This window comes from Bacillus sp. AFS040349, assembly GCF_002577655.1.
Lineage (GTDB): Bacteria > Bacillota > Bacilli > Bacillales > Bacillaceae > Metabacillus.
This window is the reverse complement of record NZ_NUMC01000040.1, coordinates 67,736-85,796: the sequence shown is the minus strand read 5'-3', so window position 1 is coordinate 85,796 and position 18,061 is coordinate 67,736. Positions and strand designations below refer to the sequence as shown.

General features: G+C 35.2%; 14 protein-coding genes. 13 read left to right on the top strand and 1 reads right to left on the bottom strand.

Features of this window, described 5'->3' with window-relative positions:
* The first annotated feature begins 2 nt into the window (after positions 1-2).
* The 13 genes from COD11_RS09955 (at position 3) to COD11_RS09895 (ending at position 17,038) form a co-directional block, all read left to right on the top strand.
* Entirely contained in the window at positions 3-851 is an 849-nt protein-coding gene (locus tag COD11_RS09955; RefSeq protein WP_098796604.1) for an SDR family oxidoreductase, read from the top strand.
* 859 nt (positions 852-1,710) lie between these two features.
* A complete protein-coding gene (locus COD11_RS09950; protein WP_098796603.1) occupies positions 1,711-2,475 on the top strand; it encodes a DeoR/GlpR family DNA-binding transcription regulator in 765 nt (254 codons plus the stop codon).
* Between the two features lie 127 nt (positions 2,476-2,602).
* Positions 2,603-3,358, top strand: a complete 756-nt coding sequence (gene kduD, locus COD11_RS09945; RefSeq protein ID WP_098796602.1) for a 2-dehydro-3-deoxy-D-gluconate 5-dehydrogenase KduD — start codon at positions 2,603-2,605, stop codon at positions 3,356-3,358.
* A 57-nt stretch (positions 3,359-3,415) separates the two neighbouring features.
* A complete protein-coding gene (gene kduI, locus COD11_RS09940) occupies positions 3,416-4,246 on the top strand; it encodes a 5-dehydro-4-deoxy-D-glucuronate isomerase (RefSeq protein WP_098796601.1) in 831 nt (276 codons plus the stop codon).
* A gap of 389 nt (positions 4,247-4,635) precedes the next feature.
* Positions 4,636-5,256 carry a YesL family protein gene (locus COD11_RS09935; protein WP_098796600.1) on the top strand — a complete coding sequence of 207 codons (621 nt, stop codon included), beginning with the start codon at positions 4,636-4,638 and terminating at the stop codon, positions 5,254-5,256.
* A 108-nt stretch (positions 5,257-5,364) separates the two neighbouring features.
* Positions 5,365-6,303: a carbohydrate ABC transporter permease gene (locus tag COD11_RS09930; RefSeq protein ID WP_098796599.1), complete on the top strand. Its 939-nt coding sequence runs from the start codon at positions 5,365-5,367 to the stop codon at positions 6,301-6,303.
* A 12-nt stretch (positions 6,304-6,315) separates the two neighbouring features.
* The gene (locus COD11_RS09925) at positions 6,316-7,149 is read left to right on the top strand and encodes a carbohydrate ABC transporter permease (RefSeq protein WP_098796598.1); all 834 of its coding nucleotides are present in this window, start codon (positions 6,316-6,318) and stop codon (positions 7,147-7,149) included.
* Between the two features lie 139 nt (positions 7,150-7,288).
* Positions 7,289-8,656 carry an ABC transporter substrate-binding protein gene (locus COD11_RS09920; RefSeq protein ID WP_098796597.1) on the top strand — a complete coding sequence of 456 codons (1,368 nt, stop codon included), beginning with the start codon at positions 7,289-7,291 and terminating at the stop codon, positions 8,654-8,656.
* Between the two features lie 77 nt (positions 8,657-8,733).
* Positions 8,734-10,548 carry a cache domain-containing sensor histidine kinase gene (locus COD11_RS09915; RefSeq protein WP_231309213.1) on the top strand — a complete coding sequence of 605 codons (1,815 nt, stop codon included), beginning with the start codon at positions 8,734-8,736 and terminating at the stop codon, positions 10,546-10,548.
* Positions 10,548-12,167, top strand: a complete 1,620-nt coding sequence (locus COD11_RS09910) for a response regulator transcription factor (protein WP_098796595.1) — start codon at positions 10,548-10,550, stop codon at positions 12,165-12,167. The genes COD11_RS09915 and COD11_RS09910 overlap by 1 nt, the downstream gene beginning before the upstream one ends.
* A 19-nt stretch (positions 12,168-12,186) precedes the next feature.
* Positions 12,187-13,326 (top strand): glycoside hydrolase family 88 protein, encoded by a 1,140-nt coding sequence (locus COD11_RS09905; protein ID WP_098796637.1) that lies wholly within the window; start codon positions 12,187-12,189, stop codon positions 13,324-13,326.
* 24 nt (positions 13,327-13,350) lie between these two features.
* Positions 13,351-15,201 carry a DUF2264 domain-containing protein gene (locus COD11_RS09900; protein ID WP_098796594.1) on the top strand — a complete coding sequence of 617 codons (1,851 nt, stop codon included), beginning with the start codon at positions 13,351-13,353 and terminating at the stop codon, positions 15,199-15,201.
* Between the two features lie 16 nt (positions 15,202-15,217).
* The gene (locus tag COD11_RS09895; protein WP_098796593.1) at positions 15,218-17,038 is read left to right on the top strand and encodes a heparinase II/III family protein; all 1,821 of its coding nucleotides are present in this window, start codon (positions 15,218-15,220) and stop codon (positions 17,036-17,038) included.
* Positions 17,039-17,087: 49 nt separating this feature from the next.
* On the opposite strand, the gene COD11_RS09890 is transcribed toward COD11_RS09895, so the two are convergent.
* On the bottom strand, positions 17,088-18,044 hold the full coding sequence (locus COD11_RS09890) for an HD-GYP domain-containing protein (RefSeq protein ID WP_255301583.1): 957 nt from the start codon (positions 18,042-18,044) through the stop codon (positions 17,088-17,090).
* Positions 18,045-18,061: the final 17 nt, after the last annotated feature.

Below are 18,061 nucleotides of genomic sequence, written 5' to 3'. Positions count from 1 at the left end.
TGATGCTACCGATACATGATCAATTAAAAGGCCGAGTAGCTGTTGTCACAGGCGGAAATGGTGTTTTATGTCGCTCAATGGCAAAAGAACTTGCGAGGCAAGGAGTTAAAGTGGCCATTCTTAACAGAACTGCTGAAAAAGGTGAAAGAGTAGCTCACGAAATTAGAGAACTCGGTGGAGAAGCGATTTCTATTTCATGTAATGTACTTGATGTTGAGAGCGTGAAACAAGCGGAAGAAATCGTATCAAAAGAACTTGGTATTTGTGACATCCTAATAAATGGAGCAGGGGGAAACCATCCAAGCGGCACGACCACAAACGAAACATTAAACCCTGATGACCTTAATAAGGAAGGTCTGCAAACTTTCTTTGATTTAACAAAAGAGGGCTTTGGCTTTGTTTTTGATTTAAACATGGTTGGAACATTACTTCCGACACAAATTTTTGCAAAGAAGATGGTGAATCGTAAAGGTGCAATTATCATCAATATGTCATCAATGAGCGCTCCATCACCGATGACTAAAGTTCCAGCATACAGCGCTGCAAAAGCAGCAATTGACAATTTTACCCAATGGCTTGCAGTACATATGGCTGATGCTGGTATTCGTGTGAATGCAATAGCACCCGGATTTTTCCTTACTGAACAAAATAAAAATCTACTGAAAAATGAAGATGGCAGCTTAACAGATCGTTCTGAGAAAATTATTGCACATACCCCAATGCGAAGATTTGGTAAACCAGAAGACTTACTAGGAACACTGCTTTGGTTAGTAGATGAAACCACTGCAGGCTTTGTAACAGGTATTACAGTACCTGTTGATGGTGGATTTATGTCTTACTCAGGTGTTTAGGTATAATTGTTAAAAGCTTCTATTATTAAGATAACTAATAAGAAAAGACGCTCTTTTAAGAGTAAGTAGTTCGGTTTTCGAGTACAAAAACTTAATTAGCAAACAAAAAAGATACAGCTCAATTCTCAACTGAATTGGGCTGTATCTTTTTTGTTGCTTATCAAGGCTTTTCATAAATGTCACGCTATTTCGGATTGCTTACAACAGAATCACAAAAGTTAGTGTCAGTAGCGACTTTGTTTTGCTAAATTAATTGGGGTGAAAGAGGTGGGTTTTTGGATATTCAAGTTAGATAAACTTTTTTCGTGGAGGTATAGGGATTGATAGGCGGAGAAATTCCGGTTAAGGTGTATAGTAGGTGCTTATGAAGCCGATTTAAGCGGATATATTCCAGTTAATTTCTCTATATTTAACTAAATCTAAAGATTAAGTTCATATAAGCGGAAAAACTCCTCTTATTATGCGGGGAATGTTAGTTTTTCACGATTTAAACGGAATTTATCCGTTTATTTTTTTTCTAATTTAGTGAAAACACAACTATAGAATGCAAAATACTTCAAAAGGTTGTTATTTTGAAATTTTTTTCAAAACAATAGTGTCTGGAGCGCAATGGAACGACTTGTTCTAAAGTATGCTAAGACAGCCTTTTGTATATTTAAAATAACAAAAAAGTGTAGAGAAAAAACCAAGGAAATTATATACTGTATTTACGAAATGAAACATTAAAGGTAAAATTAAAACAATAACGAACAATATGAGAGGTCTCAAAAAAGTAAAATGCACCTTTTATACTAGGTTTGTTTTTGTTCAATCCTGTCCTATAATAGTAAAATAAAGAAAATAACGGGGGACATATATAATGCTTGCAGTGGAACGGCATGAACGTATTTTAGATCAACTAGATAAAAATAAGATTGTAAAAGTATCTGAGCTTAGTAAGCTGTTAGATGTAACAGAGAAGACGATTCGCGGTGATTTGGAATTGTTAGAAAAAAGAGGTCTTCTAAATCGAATTCACGGTGGGGCGGTATTGGCAGAGGATGAAGGAAGAATGCTACCTATTGCTGAACGACAATCGGGTTATAGTGATGTAAAATCTGCGATTGCAAAAGAGGCCGTCAAACTCATTGAACCGAATGAAACGATCTTAATGGACGGAGGCAGTACGACGATTGCTATTGCAGAGTTACTTGGGGAATTTCCTATCACCGTCATTACAAATGATTTAAAAATAGCCAATGTTTTACTTACAAAAAGCAATGTTCAATTAATGGTTTTAGGTGGAACAAGAATTGATAAATCTTCTTCTTTAATGGGGGCCCAAGCAACCGAGATGCTAAAACGAATGAGAGTGAATCGTTTATTTTTCGGTACAACAGGAATCTCAATCGAACATGGATTAACAGTTTTTAATAGCATACATGCTGATTGGAAAAAGCAAATCATATCATGTGCTGATCATATTACATTGTTAGCTGATTCATCAAAATTTGAGAAGGTTGCTCTAATACAATTTGCAAAATTTGATGAAGTAAATGAAATTGTAACAGATACAAATCTCGACCCACAGATAAAAGAAACATTAGAACATAGTCATGTGCGATTACATCTTGTGAATGTATAAAGATTAGAAGAAAAGATGGCAAAACGAACAATTAATCGTTGTCATCTTTTTTATTTATGTTATAATCAAACTATAATGAACTTAAACAAACAATAAAGAACATATTGGTACAAGAGGAGGTTCGAAAATGGGTTCACTTTTTTCGCTAGAAGGAAAAGTTGCTCTATTAACAGGAGCAAGTCGAGGACTAGGACAGGGAATGGCTGTTGGTCTAGCAGAAGCAGGAGCAACTGTTATTGGAGCCGGTATGAGTGATATGTCTGAAACAAAAGAAAAAATTGAAGCGGTTGGTGGCGTATTTCATGGTCTGAACATTGATTTATCAGTAGATCACGCTGCTGGACAATTAGTGTCAGAGGCTCTCAAACTAACAAAGAAGATTGATATTTTAGTTAATAACGCAGGAATTATTAGAAGATCTGATGCAGAAAATTTTTCCGATGATGATTGGTTTGAAGTAATTAAAGTCAATCAACACTCTGTTTTTCAATTATGCAGAGAAGTTGGTAAACATATGCTTGAAAATGGCTCAGGTAAAATTGTGAATGTTGCCTCCATGCTTTCATTTCAAGGGGGATTAAGAGTACCAGCATATACAGCGAGTAAACATGCTGTTGCTGGATTAACAAAATCTCTTGCGAATGAATGGTCAAGTAGAGGTGTGAATGTAAACGCTATCGCACCAGGATATATGGAAACAGATAACACAGCACAGCTTCGTGCAAACAAAGATCGAAATGAGTATATTACTTCTAGAATTCCACAAGGTCGCTGGGGTACACCTGAAGACCTAAAGGGTGCTGTTGTCTTTTTAGCATCAGATGCTTCAAGTTATGTGAACGGTCATATTTTATGTGTTGATGGTGGATGGATGAGTTCATAAACACTTTAGTGTTCTTATATTAGGAAGTAAAAAGCAAATTCGAAAGGGGAATTTATAATGGAAATCAGACACGCTACAAATCCAACAGACTTTAAATCATATACAACGGAAAGATTAAGAAATGATTTTTTAATTGATTCACTTTTTGTTCAAGGTGAAATTAACATGACATACTCTCACTATGATCGTGTTGTAACTGGTGGGGCAATTCCAACTAGCCAATCTCTTAAGTTAGAGGATCAAGAAACATTAAAAACAGACTATTTCTTAGAAAGACGCGAAGTTGGAATTATTAACATTGGCGCTGAAGGTACAGTTTTAGTTGATGGGCAAGCTTATACTTTAAATAAAAGAGACTGCTTATATGTTGGTATGGGGAACAAGGAAGTGCTATTTGAAAGCAGCAATGCTTCTGATCCTGCAAAGTTTTACATTGTTTCTACTACAGCACATAAGCAATATCCTACAAAAAAGGCACCAATCGAAGATGCAGAACCAACTCATTTAGGTTCTGATAGTGAATCAAATAAGCGTACAATCTATAAATATATTCATGCAGACGGTATTCAAAGCTGTCAACTAATGATGGGAATGACGTTATTAGAGCCAAACAACATGTGGAATACAATGCCTGCTCATTTACATGACCGTCGTATGGAAGTTTACCTCTACTTTGATATGGATGAAAATTCAAGGGTTTTCCACTTCATGGGTGAGCCTAAAGAAACTCGTCATCTTCTTGTGAAAAATGAACAAGCGGTCCTTTCACCACCATGGTCTATTCATTCAGGTGTTGGAACAAGTAATTACACATTCATTTGGGCAATGGCGGGAGAAAATTATACGTTCACAGATATGGATGCTGTGAAGATGGAAGATTTAAAGTAAATAAACAATTTAGATAAAAGTAACGAAAACTAACAAGAAAAATAGTGCATGACTCTTTTTAAAGAGGTGCACTATTTTTTATTGTTAGGAAAAGTTGTCACTGCATTAATTGGGGACAATGCTTTGACATTCAGCTCCAGCAGTCTGACTTTTGGTCAAAAAAGTCAGATGCCTAGCACCTCGAGGTCATAAGCCAATTTAGAATATAGGGCAAAGAATGCCTTCTATTCTAAATCGTCTTATGCTTGTCGGTGCTGAACGAGGCGCTTGCGCTTTTGTCATGAAAAAGTAAAAAATTTATAAAAAGTAGTAAAAAATATGCTACATCACTTAAAATCATTCACTCTATTATTAAACGTAATACTTCAACATGAAATGGAGGAGACGTTGTGGAATCGTCTAGCTGGATGGGAGGCTTGTTACGAGCTTGTGATTGGATTAGTAAGTTAGCGTATCTTAATTTACTTTGGTTGGGCTTTACAGTAGTTGGATTTGGTGTTTTTGGTTTTGCACCTGCGACCGTGGCTATGTTCACAATTTTACGTAAGTGGATAATGGGGGAAAGTAGTCACGCAATCTTTCCTTTATTTTTGTCAGTTTACAAAAGTGAATTTAAGAAGGCGAATATATTATGGAGTTGCCTTTTAGTTTCAGCCTTATTTATGTATGTTGATTTGGTGTTAATTAACTCAATGCAGGGAATTTTACATTATATGTTTTTGACTTTCTTTGTTATAGCTTTCATTACAATGCTAATGATCACAATGTATATATTTCCAGTTTATGTTCATTTCAAAGGTTCGGTCCTTCACTACTTTAAATCTGCTATCCTACTAGGTGCTTCGTTTCCAGGTCGAACTATTTTAATGATGCTATCAGTAGGAACTGGGGGTTTCGTTAGTATACTTTTTCCTGGTGTTGGTATTTTGTTTTTTGGAAGTGGAATTAGCTTTGCATTAATGTACTTCTCTTTTTCAATTTTTAAGACGAAGCTAGAAAATACAAAATAGTTTAAGTTAGAAAGTAAAAATTATTATAACTTTCATCAAAATACTGTTAAGTAATTGAAATTTTTCTTCCTTATAATAAATGTATATTACAAAGAGAGGTGATACCCGATGAGTACAAAAACAGAAGTATCAACATCCTCAGATGTTTCGCTAAGTAAGAAAAGAGGATCAGTTAAAAGAACGGAAAGTTTAGCAGGGTTTTTATTTGTATCACCAATGCTAATCGGTGTTTCGATTTTAGTGTTACTGCCAATTTTTGCGACTTTTATTCTTAGTTTTGCAGATTGGAAGTTTATTCAAAGTATTGATCAGTTAAAGTGGGTAGGCTTTAATAACTTTATAGATTTGATGGACGATAAGGTTTTTTTAAAGTCTCTATTAAATAATGCACTCTTCATCTTTACTGTCCCTATTTGTATGGCATTTTCATTATTATTAGCTGTGGTTATTGATAAAAGCGTTTACATGAAGAGTTATTTTAAAGTCGCATTTTTCATGCCATATATTTCAAGTGTTGTAGCTATTGCGGTTGTCTGGCAGGTGTTATTCCATCCTTCTGCAGGACCGATTAACCAAACATTGATGGCAATAGGAATTACCGATCCACCAAAGTGGATTGCCGATCCAAATTTTGCATTAATTTCGGTTATGTTAATTCAGATTTGGATATCAATTGGCTTTAACTTGATTATCTATATTGCAGGCTTACAATCGATTCCACAAGAACTATACGAAGCAGCTGATATGGATGGAGCAAATTCTTGGGTGAAATTCCGTCATATCACGTTTCCGATGGTATCACCAACATCCTTTTTCTTATTAATTACAGGTATTATTTCGACGTTTAAAGTATTTGACCTGATCGCTGTATTAACAAAAGGTGGTCCTCTACATTCAACAAGTATGCTTGTATGGCACTTATATGATACAGCTTTTGTTAATCTAGATATAGGTTATTCCTCAGCAATTGCTGTGATATTATTTTTGATTGTTTTCTTAATTACAATCTTTCAATGGATTGGTCAGAAAAAATGGGTTAATTACTAAAGGGGGGATAATATGAAAAGCCGTTTAAATGTTCAAAAAGTAATCATCACCATCATCATATTCATCGTTAGTATCATGTTTTTACTGCCGTTTGTTTGGATGCTTTCAACCTCGTTTAAGATAGAAGCAGATGTATTTAAGTTTCCGATTCAATGGATACCAGAAAGATGGAATGGCTTTAATAACTACGAACAAGTATGGTTTGGTGAATTTCCGTTTTATCTTTATTATTGGAACTCTATTAAAGTAGCTGTTCTCACAACACTTGTATCATGTACGGTTTCAGCTTTAGCAGCTTATGGATTTTCTAAAGTTGATTTTCCTGCTGGGAAATGGTTATTTCTTATTGTATTAGCGACTTACATGGTTCCACCTCAAGCAAGCTTGGTGCCACAATTTATTTTATATCGAAATATAGGGTTGTTTGATAGCCATTTAGGGCTTATATTGTTAGGAAGCTTTAGTGTTCTAGGAACGTTTATGTTACGTCAATTTTTTATGGGAATTCATAATGAATATATAGATGCAGCGAAAATAGATGGCGCAGGTCATTGGCGAATTTTCTGGTCTATTGCTTTACCAATTGTCCGTCCCGCAGTTGCTACTTATGCGATCTTAAGATTCATATGGACCTGGAATGATTACCAAAATCCATTAATTTTTCTACGTACAGATGCCTTATACACGATTCAATTGGCAATGCAAAAGTTTACGACAATTAATGGAGAATTTTATTCTCTTATCATGGCTGCAGCTGTATCGGCAATTCTACCATTATTAATCGTATTTATTATTGGTCAAAAGCAAGTTATTGAAGGTATTGCACTTGGTGGGGTAAAAGGATAATCAACATAAAAGTCAAATTATTCTTAATAGTAGTAAAATTATTTACATTTGATGATGAGTACCCTTTGCTATAATTCGTGTTGTAAGGGCTTTCTCAATAAAATGAAAGCGATTAATAAATGAATAAGGGGGATGTAAGATGAAGAAAAAGTTTTGGTCAACAGTGTTTGCATCTACAATGCTTGTTGGTGCCTTAGCAGGCTGTTCTGGTGGTGGGGGAGAAAGTGCTTCTGGATCGGAAGAAGAAAAAGATACAAATACATCCGAAGAAGCAGTTACAATCAAATTTCATACTCACGGTAATGAAACTAGCTACAATTGGGAGAAAACAATTTCTGCTTTTGAAGAGGAGTATCCTAATATTGACGTTGATTTAGTTATTCTTAGTGAAAAAGGTGACACTCAAGAAGCAACGCAAAAGCTTGATTTAGCTGCTGCATCTGGTGAACAGCTGGATGTTCTTATGTTTAGTGATCCAGCAAGCTATGCCCAGCGTGTTGCTTTAGGGATGGTAGCACCGATAGATGAGTTTATTGAAGAAGAAGGATATACATTAAGTGAAGATTATAAAGTTGACACCAAAATTGACGATAGCTACTATGCTTTACCAGGTAAATTTAATCCATGGTATGTTCTAATGAATAAAAATCATTTAGATGAAGCAGGTTTAGAAGTACCAACGGATTGGACTTGGGATGAGTATATGGAATATGCGAAAAAGCTAACAACTGATGATCATTATGGAACATATTTCCATGGTCCACAGGGTGGTGGCTGGATGGAATTTATGAAATTAGCTCTTGCTAGTGAAGAAGATAATACAGAGTTCGTTAAAGCTGACGGAACATCAAACTTTGATAGTCCTTTATTCAAGAAAACGTTAGAAATGCGTGCTCAAATGGAATTAGAAGATAAGTCATCAGTTCCTTATACAGATATTATCTCTCAAAAGCTTCATTATCGTAATCAATTCTTTGGTCAAGATGCAAGCACGATTTTAATTGGAAGCTGGATGAATACAGAGCTTGGTGGAACAGATCAATTCCCACTTGATTTTAATGTAGCTGTAGCACCTTATCCGAAAAATGAATCAGGAGATGAAGGCGGCTATACACCTGTTACAACTGACTTTATGTCTGTTGCTGCAAATTCAGAGCTCAAAAAAGAAGCATATACATTTATTCGCTGGTATACAACTGAAGGACAACTTGTACAAGGAAAAAATGTTCCTTCATGGAACGGTGTAAGTGATGATGAGCTAGGCTCTATAATCGATGGAATTTTAGCTGGTACAGCAACACCGGATAAGGTAGATCGTGATTCACTTGTTAGCGTTCTGAAAAATGCTAAATCATCTAAAATCATTCCGCCTGTAGCTTATCAAGCAGAGCTATATAAGGTGGTTAATGAAGAATATGAAAAACTAATTCTAGGTGAACAAGATATTGATGCAACATTAAAAGCAACGCAAGAACGTGCACAAGAAATAATCGACAATAATCAATAGTCGTTTGATAAAATAATATTTAGGGGCGTAAAAGCCGTTTCCGCCCTCAAACTTTTTCTTAATGAGGAGGATTGGTTATGTGGAATCGGATACAGCAAAAGCTGACGCCCCATTCTTTTCGTTATAAAGTCATTTTAACTTCCATTATTTGCATCGTGATTCCTGCTATTATAACGTTGTTTATCTACAGTTATTTAACAAAAGATGCCATGAAGGAGCAAGCATTATCAAATGCAAATAGAGAACTTATCTTAGCCAGTGAATATGTAACAAAATTACTTGATGATATGCTGTATGTTGCTAATTTTGTTCAAATAGATTCAGAGATTAACAGCATATTAAAAAAACATGCTAAAGAAGATAAAAACCAAGTTGTACAACAAAATGAATACTACGAAAATTATATGGAATACAGCAAAGTGGCAAAAACAATTGAAAACATTACATTGCTTGGTGAGAAGTCATATGTAACCATTCTCCTGAAAAACGGAAAACATTACACCAATTACTCTTTGAGTGAATATAATCCTGAACAGCTCTTCCAAGAACCATGGTTCAAAGAACTAGATGGAGTTTTTGGGTATGAAGCTGTGTGGATCGGTAGTCAGCCAACAGTATTTCAATCTGAACAAAAATCTAACCCCTATCAAATATCTGTCGCAAGAACGCTAAGAGATTCAAATCTAAAAATTTACGGATATGTAGTCGTGACAATCATGGAAAACAAAGTAAAACAAGCATTTGAGAGCATGCCTGGTAAAGAAGAAATGATGTTAGTTGATTCTTCTAATAAGATATTATCACATGCTGATAATGGAAAAATTGGAACATCATTTCCTTATCTAGAGCAAGTGAAAAAGAAAGACTTCTCAAATATAATAACGTTTTCAAATCAAGATTACCTCTACGCAGACCACAAGATTTCTTATACAGGATGGAAATTAGTATCAATAAATCCATATAAACAAGCAACCTTTAAAATTAACTCGATTTTTAATAAAGTTTTTTTGGCTCAATTGATCTCATTTATTATCTTTTTTCTTCTATTAACTTATGTTATTCAAACCATTACAAAACCACTTGTTCACTTAGGCGATGTCGCATCATCTGTACAAAGTGGAAATTTAAATGTTCGTTCACATATTCACAGCAAAGACGAAATAGGAAGACTTTCAACTTCGTTTGATTCAATGCTTGATCGAATTAATGAAATGATTCGAGAAATCACTGAAACTCAAGTAAGAAAACGAAGAGCAGAATTTGCTATGTTACAGGCTCAAATTAATCCACATTTTCTATTTAATGTCTTAAATTCTATTCGGATGAAAGTCATGAAAAAAGGTGATTATGAAAGTGCTGAAATGATTAGCTCTTTATCTAAGCTATTGCGAATGACTATTGATAAAGATAAGGGAATGATATCGTTTAAAGAAGAGGTAGACATTGTTAAAGATTATGTCACTTTAATGAATATGCGCCAAAAAGAAGCGGTGAAATTTGAAATTAGTGTTTCAGCAGCTGCTTATTTGGAAGCGATACCAAGATTCATTCTACAACCTATTATTGAAAATTCCATTATACATGGACTAAACCAAAGTGCCGGGGAAATTTTGTTACATGCTTATGTTAAAGGAAATGATTTTTTAATTACGATTGAGGACAATGGTGAAGGTATGGATGAAGAGTCATTAAAAAACCTTCGAAATAAGCTTCGTCTAAATTCGGATTCAATAACTGTGCAAAACAAGAGTGGTTTCTCAAGTCTTGGAATCTCAAATGTATATGAACGGATGAGAATGACATTCGGTGATACTTTTCATATGGAAATTGATAGCGAAAAAGGAAAGGGAACAAAGGTAGTGATGTCTGTTTCTAGAGGGGGGAGAAGATAGTGTATAAAGTAATGCTAGTAGATGACGACTATCCTGTTTTGGAGCTATTATCTGAAATAATCGATTGGGAACAGTTAGGGTTAACACTTCAAAGTACTCATGAAAATGGAGCGAATGCACTCCAGCATGCCTTAAATGAAATGCCGGATATCCTAATTACCGATATTGGGATGCCAAAAATGAATGGAATAGAGTTAACACAAAAATTAAAGGAATTAAACCCTAATATAAAAGTGTGTATGTTAACTTGCCACAACGAGTTTGAATATGCACATAAAGCATTAAAACTAAATGTTCAGGATTATCTTCTAAAAGATACACTTAACCCAAAAGATTTAGATGTCTTATTAGACAAAATAAAAAAAAATCTTGATGAAGAAAACAGTAAAAAACGAAAAGAATCTCAATTAGAAAATATAGTAGAAAGAAATCGTGAGTCTATGAAACGTGATTTTCTGCGGAAATCAATCTATCAACAAATTTATAACCATAAAGATTGGTATGATGAAGCATATTCTCTTGGGTTAAATTTGAAAAGCTCTACTTACATTCCTGTACTATGTTTTGTTCAAGAATATCAAGCAGCTAAAGAGTCTTTTCAATCAGAAGACACATTAGTGTTTTCTATTCAAAATGTTATAGGTGAAGTACTTAATCATCATGATGATGGAGCGATTCACTTTACATTAGGAAGCAAAGAATCGTTCCTATTTTTCTCCTATCATTCAACCTTAAAAGCAGACAGTTATGGAAGAGCGTATGAATGCATAAGAAAGATTCAAAATCATGTTTCTAAAACATTAAATATTTCTCTTTCATTTTTAATTGGTGAATTAATAGATGATCAATCATCCTTTCAAATAAAGAGTAAAAGTTTACTAGAAAGTACACAGCAACGTTTTTATATGGAGAAAGCTACAGTCGAAAAAAAGCGTCATGAAGAAAGCTCAAGAGAAAGTTTATTTGAATGGTATGATGAAGCATCCTTTGAAATAAGGCAGCTAATTATTGCTAAAGATGTTTCAAAAGTAAAGCCGGTAGTCACAAAATGGATAGATGTATTCCGAGAAAAACAATATTCCGCAGAAATTGTGAAGGATTGGGTATTGAAGCTTTTACTAGATCTTAAAGTGAAATTGAAGGCTCTTCAGTTTTTTGGAACGAAATCCTCAGATGAAGTGCTACATGAAGAAATTCTAAGTATTGATTCATTATCTGATTTAAGAATTTGGCTTATCAAGTATTTTGAAATGCTTCTTTTGGCGGTTAATGATGTTAGTACCCAATCACGACGTAAGGAAGTAATTGAGGCATGTAAATATGTAGAAGTTCATTTAGAGAAGAAGATAACACTTGATGAAGTTGCGAATGTTTTGTATTTAAATCCGAGTTATTTTAGTAGACTTTTCAAAAAAGAAGTTGGAGAGACATTTGTAGAGTATGTAACGAAGGCAAAGATGACGAGGGCAAAGGAATTACTCGAGCAAACTACTGATTCAGTCGGCAAAATTTGTGAAAGACTTGGGTATGATAACCAAAGTTACTTTATTAAGGTATTCAAAAACTATGTAGGAACTACGCCTATAGAGTTTAGAGGAGAAAAAAAACAGGCGAACTAAAATGAGAAAGGGAGATTTGATGGTTAGTAATCAAACATGGGTAAACGAAGCATGGGAAAAGACTACTATAAAAGTTAAGAGAACAAGTGAGAAAATTGGAGCAAATTTTCCACATGCAAGTGTAGATGGTTCTTATCAATTAGAAGCACCTTCTTGGTGGACAGCGGGATTTTGGCCTGGACTTCTATGGCTAATGTATCGTGAAACGAAGGAGAACTCTTTTAAGGAAATAGCTGAACAATGCGAAGAGAAACTGGATAGTGTTATCACAGACTATTATAAGCTTGATCATGATATGGGATTTATGTGGACGTTAACAAGTGTGGCAAGATATAAGCTTTTAGGTGAAGAAGACTCTAAAAGACGTGCTCTTTTGGTGGCGAACTTATTAATGGGAAGGTTTAACTCTGAAGGTAATTATATTCGTGCCTGGAATCCGTGGCATGAAGGTGAAGACAATTCGGGGTGGGCGATTATCGATTGTTTAATGAATCTTTCTCTATTATTTTGGGCCTCAGAGGTAACGGGAGATCCACGTTATCAGCATGTTGCTAAAAAGCATGGCGAAACAGTTTTGGAAAACTTTATTCGAAAAGATGGTTCCGTTCACCATATCATTCGGTTTGATCCGGAAACTGGTGAACGAGTTGAAGCAATTGGAGGCCAAGGTTTTTCTAAAGATTCTGCGTGGTCCAGAGGAACTTCGTGGGCTGTATATGGGTTAACGTTACTTTATAAACACACACAAGAAGAGAAATATCTTCAAGCTGCTAAAAATGTATCACACTTTTTTATTGCCAATCTACCAGATGATTACGTGCCATATTGGGATTTTAGATTACCAGACAACATAACAAAGCACCGTGATTCATCTGCAGGAGCAATTGCTGCTTGTGGATTACTTCTTTTAAGCAGTTTAGTAGACCCTACTGAGCAAAGAATATATAAAGAAGCAGGCACTAACATTTTAAAATCTCTTTTTGAAAATTACGGAGCTTGGGAAGACGTTAATGAAGACGGGCTAATCCTTGAAGGAACAAGTCATTATCCTGAAGGGAAAAATATAGATGTTCCACTTATTTATGGCGATTACTATTTTGTTGAAGGGCTTGCAATGTTAAGGGGACATAAACAGTTATTTTGGTCTGTTGATAAATAACTTCGAGAGGAAATGAGGGATAATATGCTTACCAAAAAAAGGTCATTAATAGGCAATCCTCTTAAAACTAAGCAAGATGTTGCGGATGCATTCAAAGAATTGTGTGATCCATTAAAACAATATTACAGTAAAGGGTTTGCTAGATTAACACTTGGTAACACGAGTGCAGCTTATGCTGATTCCACTGCAGGCCTAGAAGGATTCTCACGGGTATTATGGGGATTAGCTCCCTTGCTTGCGGGAGAAGAAATGGAAGATGAGTTATGGGAGATGCATCTGCAAGGCATAAAAAATGGAACAAACCCTCGTCATGAGGAATATTGGGGCGAAATATCAGACTATGATCAAAGAATAGTAGAGATGGCTGCTTTTGGTCTTGCTTTGATTCTGATTCCGAATAAAATATGGAACCCTCTTAGTGAGGAAGAAAAGAGAAATTTTAGCAGTTGGTTAAGTCAAGTTAATCAATTTCAAGCTCATGATTGCAATTGGCTCTTCTTTTCTGTTCTTGTTAATTTAGGCTTTCAGAGTGTTGGTCTGCCGTATGAGTCAAAAAAGGTAGAGGAAAATTTAGATAGAATTGATACATTTTACTTATCAAATGGCTGGTACTCAGATGGTACCGACGGTCATGTTGATTATTATGTTCCTTTTGCTATTCATTTTTATAGTCTGATTTACGCGAAGGTTATGGAAGATAAAGATCCGATTCGTTCGCAGAAATATAAGGAACGAGCAGAAGTATTTGCAAAAGAGTTTATCACTTGGTTTTCTGCAGATGGTTCGTCTCTTCCTTATGGTAGAAGCTTAACATACAGATTTGCTCAATCATCGTTTTGGAGTGCTGCTGTTTATGCAGGGATAGAGCCTTTTTCATTAGGTGTTATGAAAGGGATTCTTCTGAGAAATCTAAGATGGTGGTTTCAGCAACCTATCTTCAATGATGCGGGTGTGTTAACTATTGGTTATTCGTATTCTAATCTAGTAATGGGTGAAAATTATAATTCACCAGGCTCTCCATATTGGGCGTTAAAATCATTCTTGCCTTTAGCACTACACAAGGAACATCCTTTTTGGAAAGTAGAAGAAGAACCACTACCTGAGATCGATAAGAAGGTTGTTCAAAAAGAACCACATATGATTATTTGTAGAAATGAAAAGAGTGATCATGTTTTAGCTTTTAATTCGGGTCATCTTTCAACAAATGAACATACACATACTTCAGCAAAATATGAAAAATTTGTTTATTCAACTTCATTTGGCTTTAGTGTACCACGTGCAGAATGGGGGCTTTCCCAGGGGGCTTTTGATTCTATGCTAGCCTTAAGTGAAGGAGATAATCTTTACCGAGTAAAAAGACATTGTGAAACCTATAAAGTGGATGATGACTATATTTATAGTAAGTGGAAGCCTTGGCATGATGTAGAGGTGGAGACGTGGCTTGTCCCAGGTACTCCTTGGCATATTCGTGTTCATCGAATTAATACTAATAGATTACTAGATACCGCAGATGGTGGCTTTGCTTTAGGAATTGAGGATCAAAAAGTAAATTCAGATTTAGTCACAAACCAAGCTGATAAAGCTTGTATTGCTTCAATGTCTTGGGGAGCTAGCGGAATTCTGACACTCATTGGAGGAGGAGATGCAGAATTAATTTATCCTAACTCCAACACGAATATTCTTCATTCACGTACGGTTATTCCGACCATTAAAACGAGAATAAACCCAGGTACTAGCATTTTAGTTAGTGCGGTTTTTGGTGAAACAGAAGAGAGCTATTACAAAACGTGGGAAGAGGCGCCTGTTGTAGAGGTGGATGCCAACCGAATATCAATAAAAGCTTTGAACGAAAAAGCTATTGAGATCCATATTTAGTGAGGTGGCTTATAATTTGACAGTATCAGCTGAGCAACTAAGTAGTTTTATAGATACTAATAAACCATTGCTACTGTTTTCATCAAAAGAGGAGCAGTATCAATGGTTTAAATCTATAAAAAGCAAACAGTCATTTCAGTCATTGCTTGATGAGATAAAAGTTGAAGCTGAAATGTTAGGGAAAGAGCCACTTAGGGAATTGTCGTTTTTTGACTTTACTCGTTTCAGAGATACAGGTTCAAGACTAGAGTACGAAAAACACTACTTCAACAAAAGAAAAAGATTAAATACGTTTGCTATTATGTGCCTTCTTGAACCTGACAAATCAGAATATTTAAAAGAGCTTCATGAAGTGATTTGGAGTATTTGTAATGAATATAGTTGGTGTTTACCTGCCCATTTAAAAGATCGTCCGGAGATGTTAGAGGAAATTGATTTCTTAAAATTAACTGAACAGCAAGGCTATACGATTGATTTGTTTTCTGCTGAAACAGCTTTTGCTCTTAGTGAAATTTATCGGCTAACAGAAGATGTGCTTGATCCACTAATCAAAAAAAGAATTCTACAGGAAGTACACAACAGAATCTTTACACCTTTTCAACTTCAGGCTTATTTCTGGGAAACATCTACACATAACTGGGCTGCAGTTTGTGCTGGTTCAATTGGCGCAGCTGCTTTACATCTGTTAAATGATCAGCAGCTATTAGCAGATATTTTAGAGCGTGTCATGAATAGCCTTCAATATTATTTAAAAGGATTTAATGATGATGGTGGATGTTTAGAAGGGTACGGATATTGGCAATACGGGTTTGGTTTTTATGTTTATTTTGCAGATTTACTAAAGGTAAAAACAGCAGGTAACGTAGATTTATTTAATAATGAAAAAGTCCATCGAATTGCCCTCTTTCAACAAAAATGTTTTATAAATAAAAAGAAAGTAGTGAACTTTTCTGATTCAACCGAAGAAGCGACGGTTTTTCTTGGACTTAGTCATTATTTAAATAACCTATATCCAGATATAGAATTGCCTAAATCTGAACTTCGAGCTTCATATGTTGAAGACCATTGCAGCAGATGGGCGCCAGCTATTCGCAATTTGCTTTGGTTTGATGAAAGTAAGAGAGGGCAGGAATGGAAGGATGCAACCTATTATTTAAACGATTCTCATTGGCTTATTTCGAGGGATAAGGGCTTTGTTTTTGCCTGTAAAGGTGGTCACAATGACGAACCTCATAATCATAATGATATCGGTCACTTTATACTACAAGCTAAAGGAGAAACCTTCCTGAAAGATTTAGGAAGTGGCATGTATTGTGAAGCCTATTTTAGCGAAAAGAGATATGAGTTTTTATGTAACGGTTCGCAAGGACATTCGGTACCAATTATTAATAATCAATTGCAAAAAGACGGACCTAAATATTGTGCGAGAATACTAGATCAGCTTCAGCAGGATGAAGAAGATATGTTAGAAATGGACTTGGCAAAGGCATATGAAGTTCCGGAGTTAAATAGCTTGGTAAGGAGGTTTGTTTGGAAGAAAGTGAATAAACCTGAGTTAGTGTTAACAGACACATATACTTTTTCTTCAACACCAGATTCAGTTGTAGAACGATTCATCACTCCTGTTTTATCCTTATCTTATGAATCTGATGGAATTGTATTATCTGGTGACCAAAGATTGAAAATATCATATGACTCTAGCCAACTTGACTTAACAGTGCACGAAAAAGATTTTCTTAATCATTTTGGTGAAAAGGAAGCGTTTTATCAGCTGGATTTTTCTGTGAAGAGTCTGAGTCAATTGTGTCGGGTGGAGTTTGAATTCTTCTTTTTATAATTGAAAAACAGCATTAGGAACCAGCCATAAAAGGTTGGTTCCTATCTTCTTACAAAACAACACTTTCTAATATATGATTATTCAGTTCTTTCTCTCGATCGTTTTTTAAATCAAATCCCTGTTTTTTCACTGATTGTAAAAATGCCGTAACAACCTCCGGATCAAATTGAGTTCCTTTGTTTTTGCGAATTTCCTCTACAGCATCTTCTAACTTAACTATGTGTTTTCTATATACACGTCTGGATGTCATTGCGTCGAATGAATCTGCAACAGCCATGATTCTTGCTTCTAATGGTATTTCCATTCCTTTTAAGCCGTGCGGATACCCTTTTCCATCATATCGTTCATGGTGGTATAGTATCATATGTAAAATCCCGCTTTGTTCAAAGCGTTTTATATGTTTAACAAGCTGAAAACCAGCTTCTGGATGCGCCTTTATATGTTTAAATTCTCCGTCAGTTAATCTTGAAGGCTTATTTAAAATGGACTCCGGTACACCTATTTTACCGATATCATGGAGGAGGCCACCATAGTAAATATTTTCACAAACACTTTTAGGTAGCTTCATTTCCTCAGCAATTTTCTTGGAATAATAAGCAACATTTTGAGAATGAAAAGCGGTGTAATGATCTCTTGAATCTAAAAATTTTGCTAGAGTTGTTATAAGATCAATATTATTTCTTTTCTCATTAAAGTATTTTTCGATGACTAAAACCAAGACTGTACAAATAATAAAAGCAGTAAACCAATGAAAAAGAAACATATGGAGATTAAACTTTTCGTGATTCACCTCTCCATATCCAGAAAGTAAGCCGCTGTATAAAAGATGAATGACCATTTTTCTAAATGCTAACGCACCAATCGCAATTGTAAGCAGATAGCATAGAAAAGTTATCTCACTTTGAGGTAAATAGTGTTCACAATAAAGGTAAGAGGGAATCATGATAAGAAGTAGCCATCGAAAGAACAACGTTTTTTCTAATAAACTTGACCAGATAGATTTCAAAGAAAACACACCTTTCT

Excerpts from the sequence above, each read along its gene's own strand:
- COD11_RS09955 (WP_098796604.1), top strand. The coding sequence starts at position 3 with ATGCTACCGATACATGATCAATTAAAAGGCCGAGTAGCTGTTGTCACA.
- COD11_RS09950 (WP_098796603.1), top strand. The coding sequence starts at position 1,711 with ATGCTTGCAGTGGAACGGCATGAACGTATTTTAGATCAACTAGATAAA.
- kduD (WP_098796602.1), top strand. The coding sequence starts at position 2,603 with ATGGGTTCACTTTTTTCGCTAGAAGGAAAAGTTGCTCTATTAACAGGA.
- kduI (WP_098796601.1), top strand. The coding sequence starts at position 3,416 with ATGGAAATCAGACACGCTACAAATCCAACAGACTTTAAATCATATACA.
- COD11_RS09930 (WP_098796599.1), top strand. The coding sequence starts at position 5,365 with ATGAGTACAAAAACAGAAGTATCAACATCCTCAGATGTTTCGCTAAGT.
- COD11_RS09925 (WP_098796598.1), top strand. The coding sequence starts at position 6,316 with ATGAAAAGCCGTTTAAATGTTCAAAAAGTAATCATCACCATCATCATA.
- COD11_RS09920 (WP_098796597.1), top strand. The coding sequence starts at position 7,289 with ATGAAGAAAAAGTTTTGGTCAACAGTGTTTGCATCTACAATGCTTGTT.
- COD11_RS09915 (WP_231309213.1), top strand. The coding sequence starts at position 8,734 with ATGTGGAATCGGATACAGCAAAAGCTGACGCCCCATTCTTTTCGTTAT.
- COD11_RS09905 (WP_098796637.1), top strand. The coding sequence starts at position 12,187 with ATGGTTAGTAATCAAACATGGGTAAACGAAGCATGGGAAAAGACTACT.
- COD11_RS09900 (WP_098796594.1), top strand. The coding sequence starts at position 13,351 with ATGCTTACCAAAAAAAGGTCATTAATAGGCAATCCTCTTAAAACTAAG.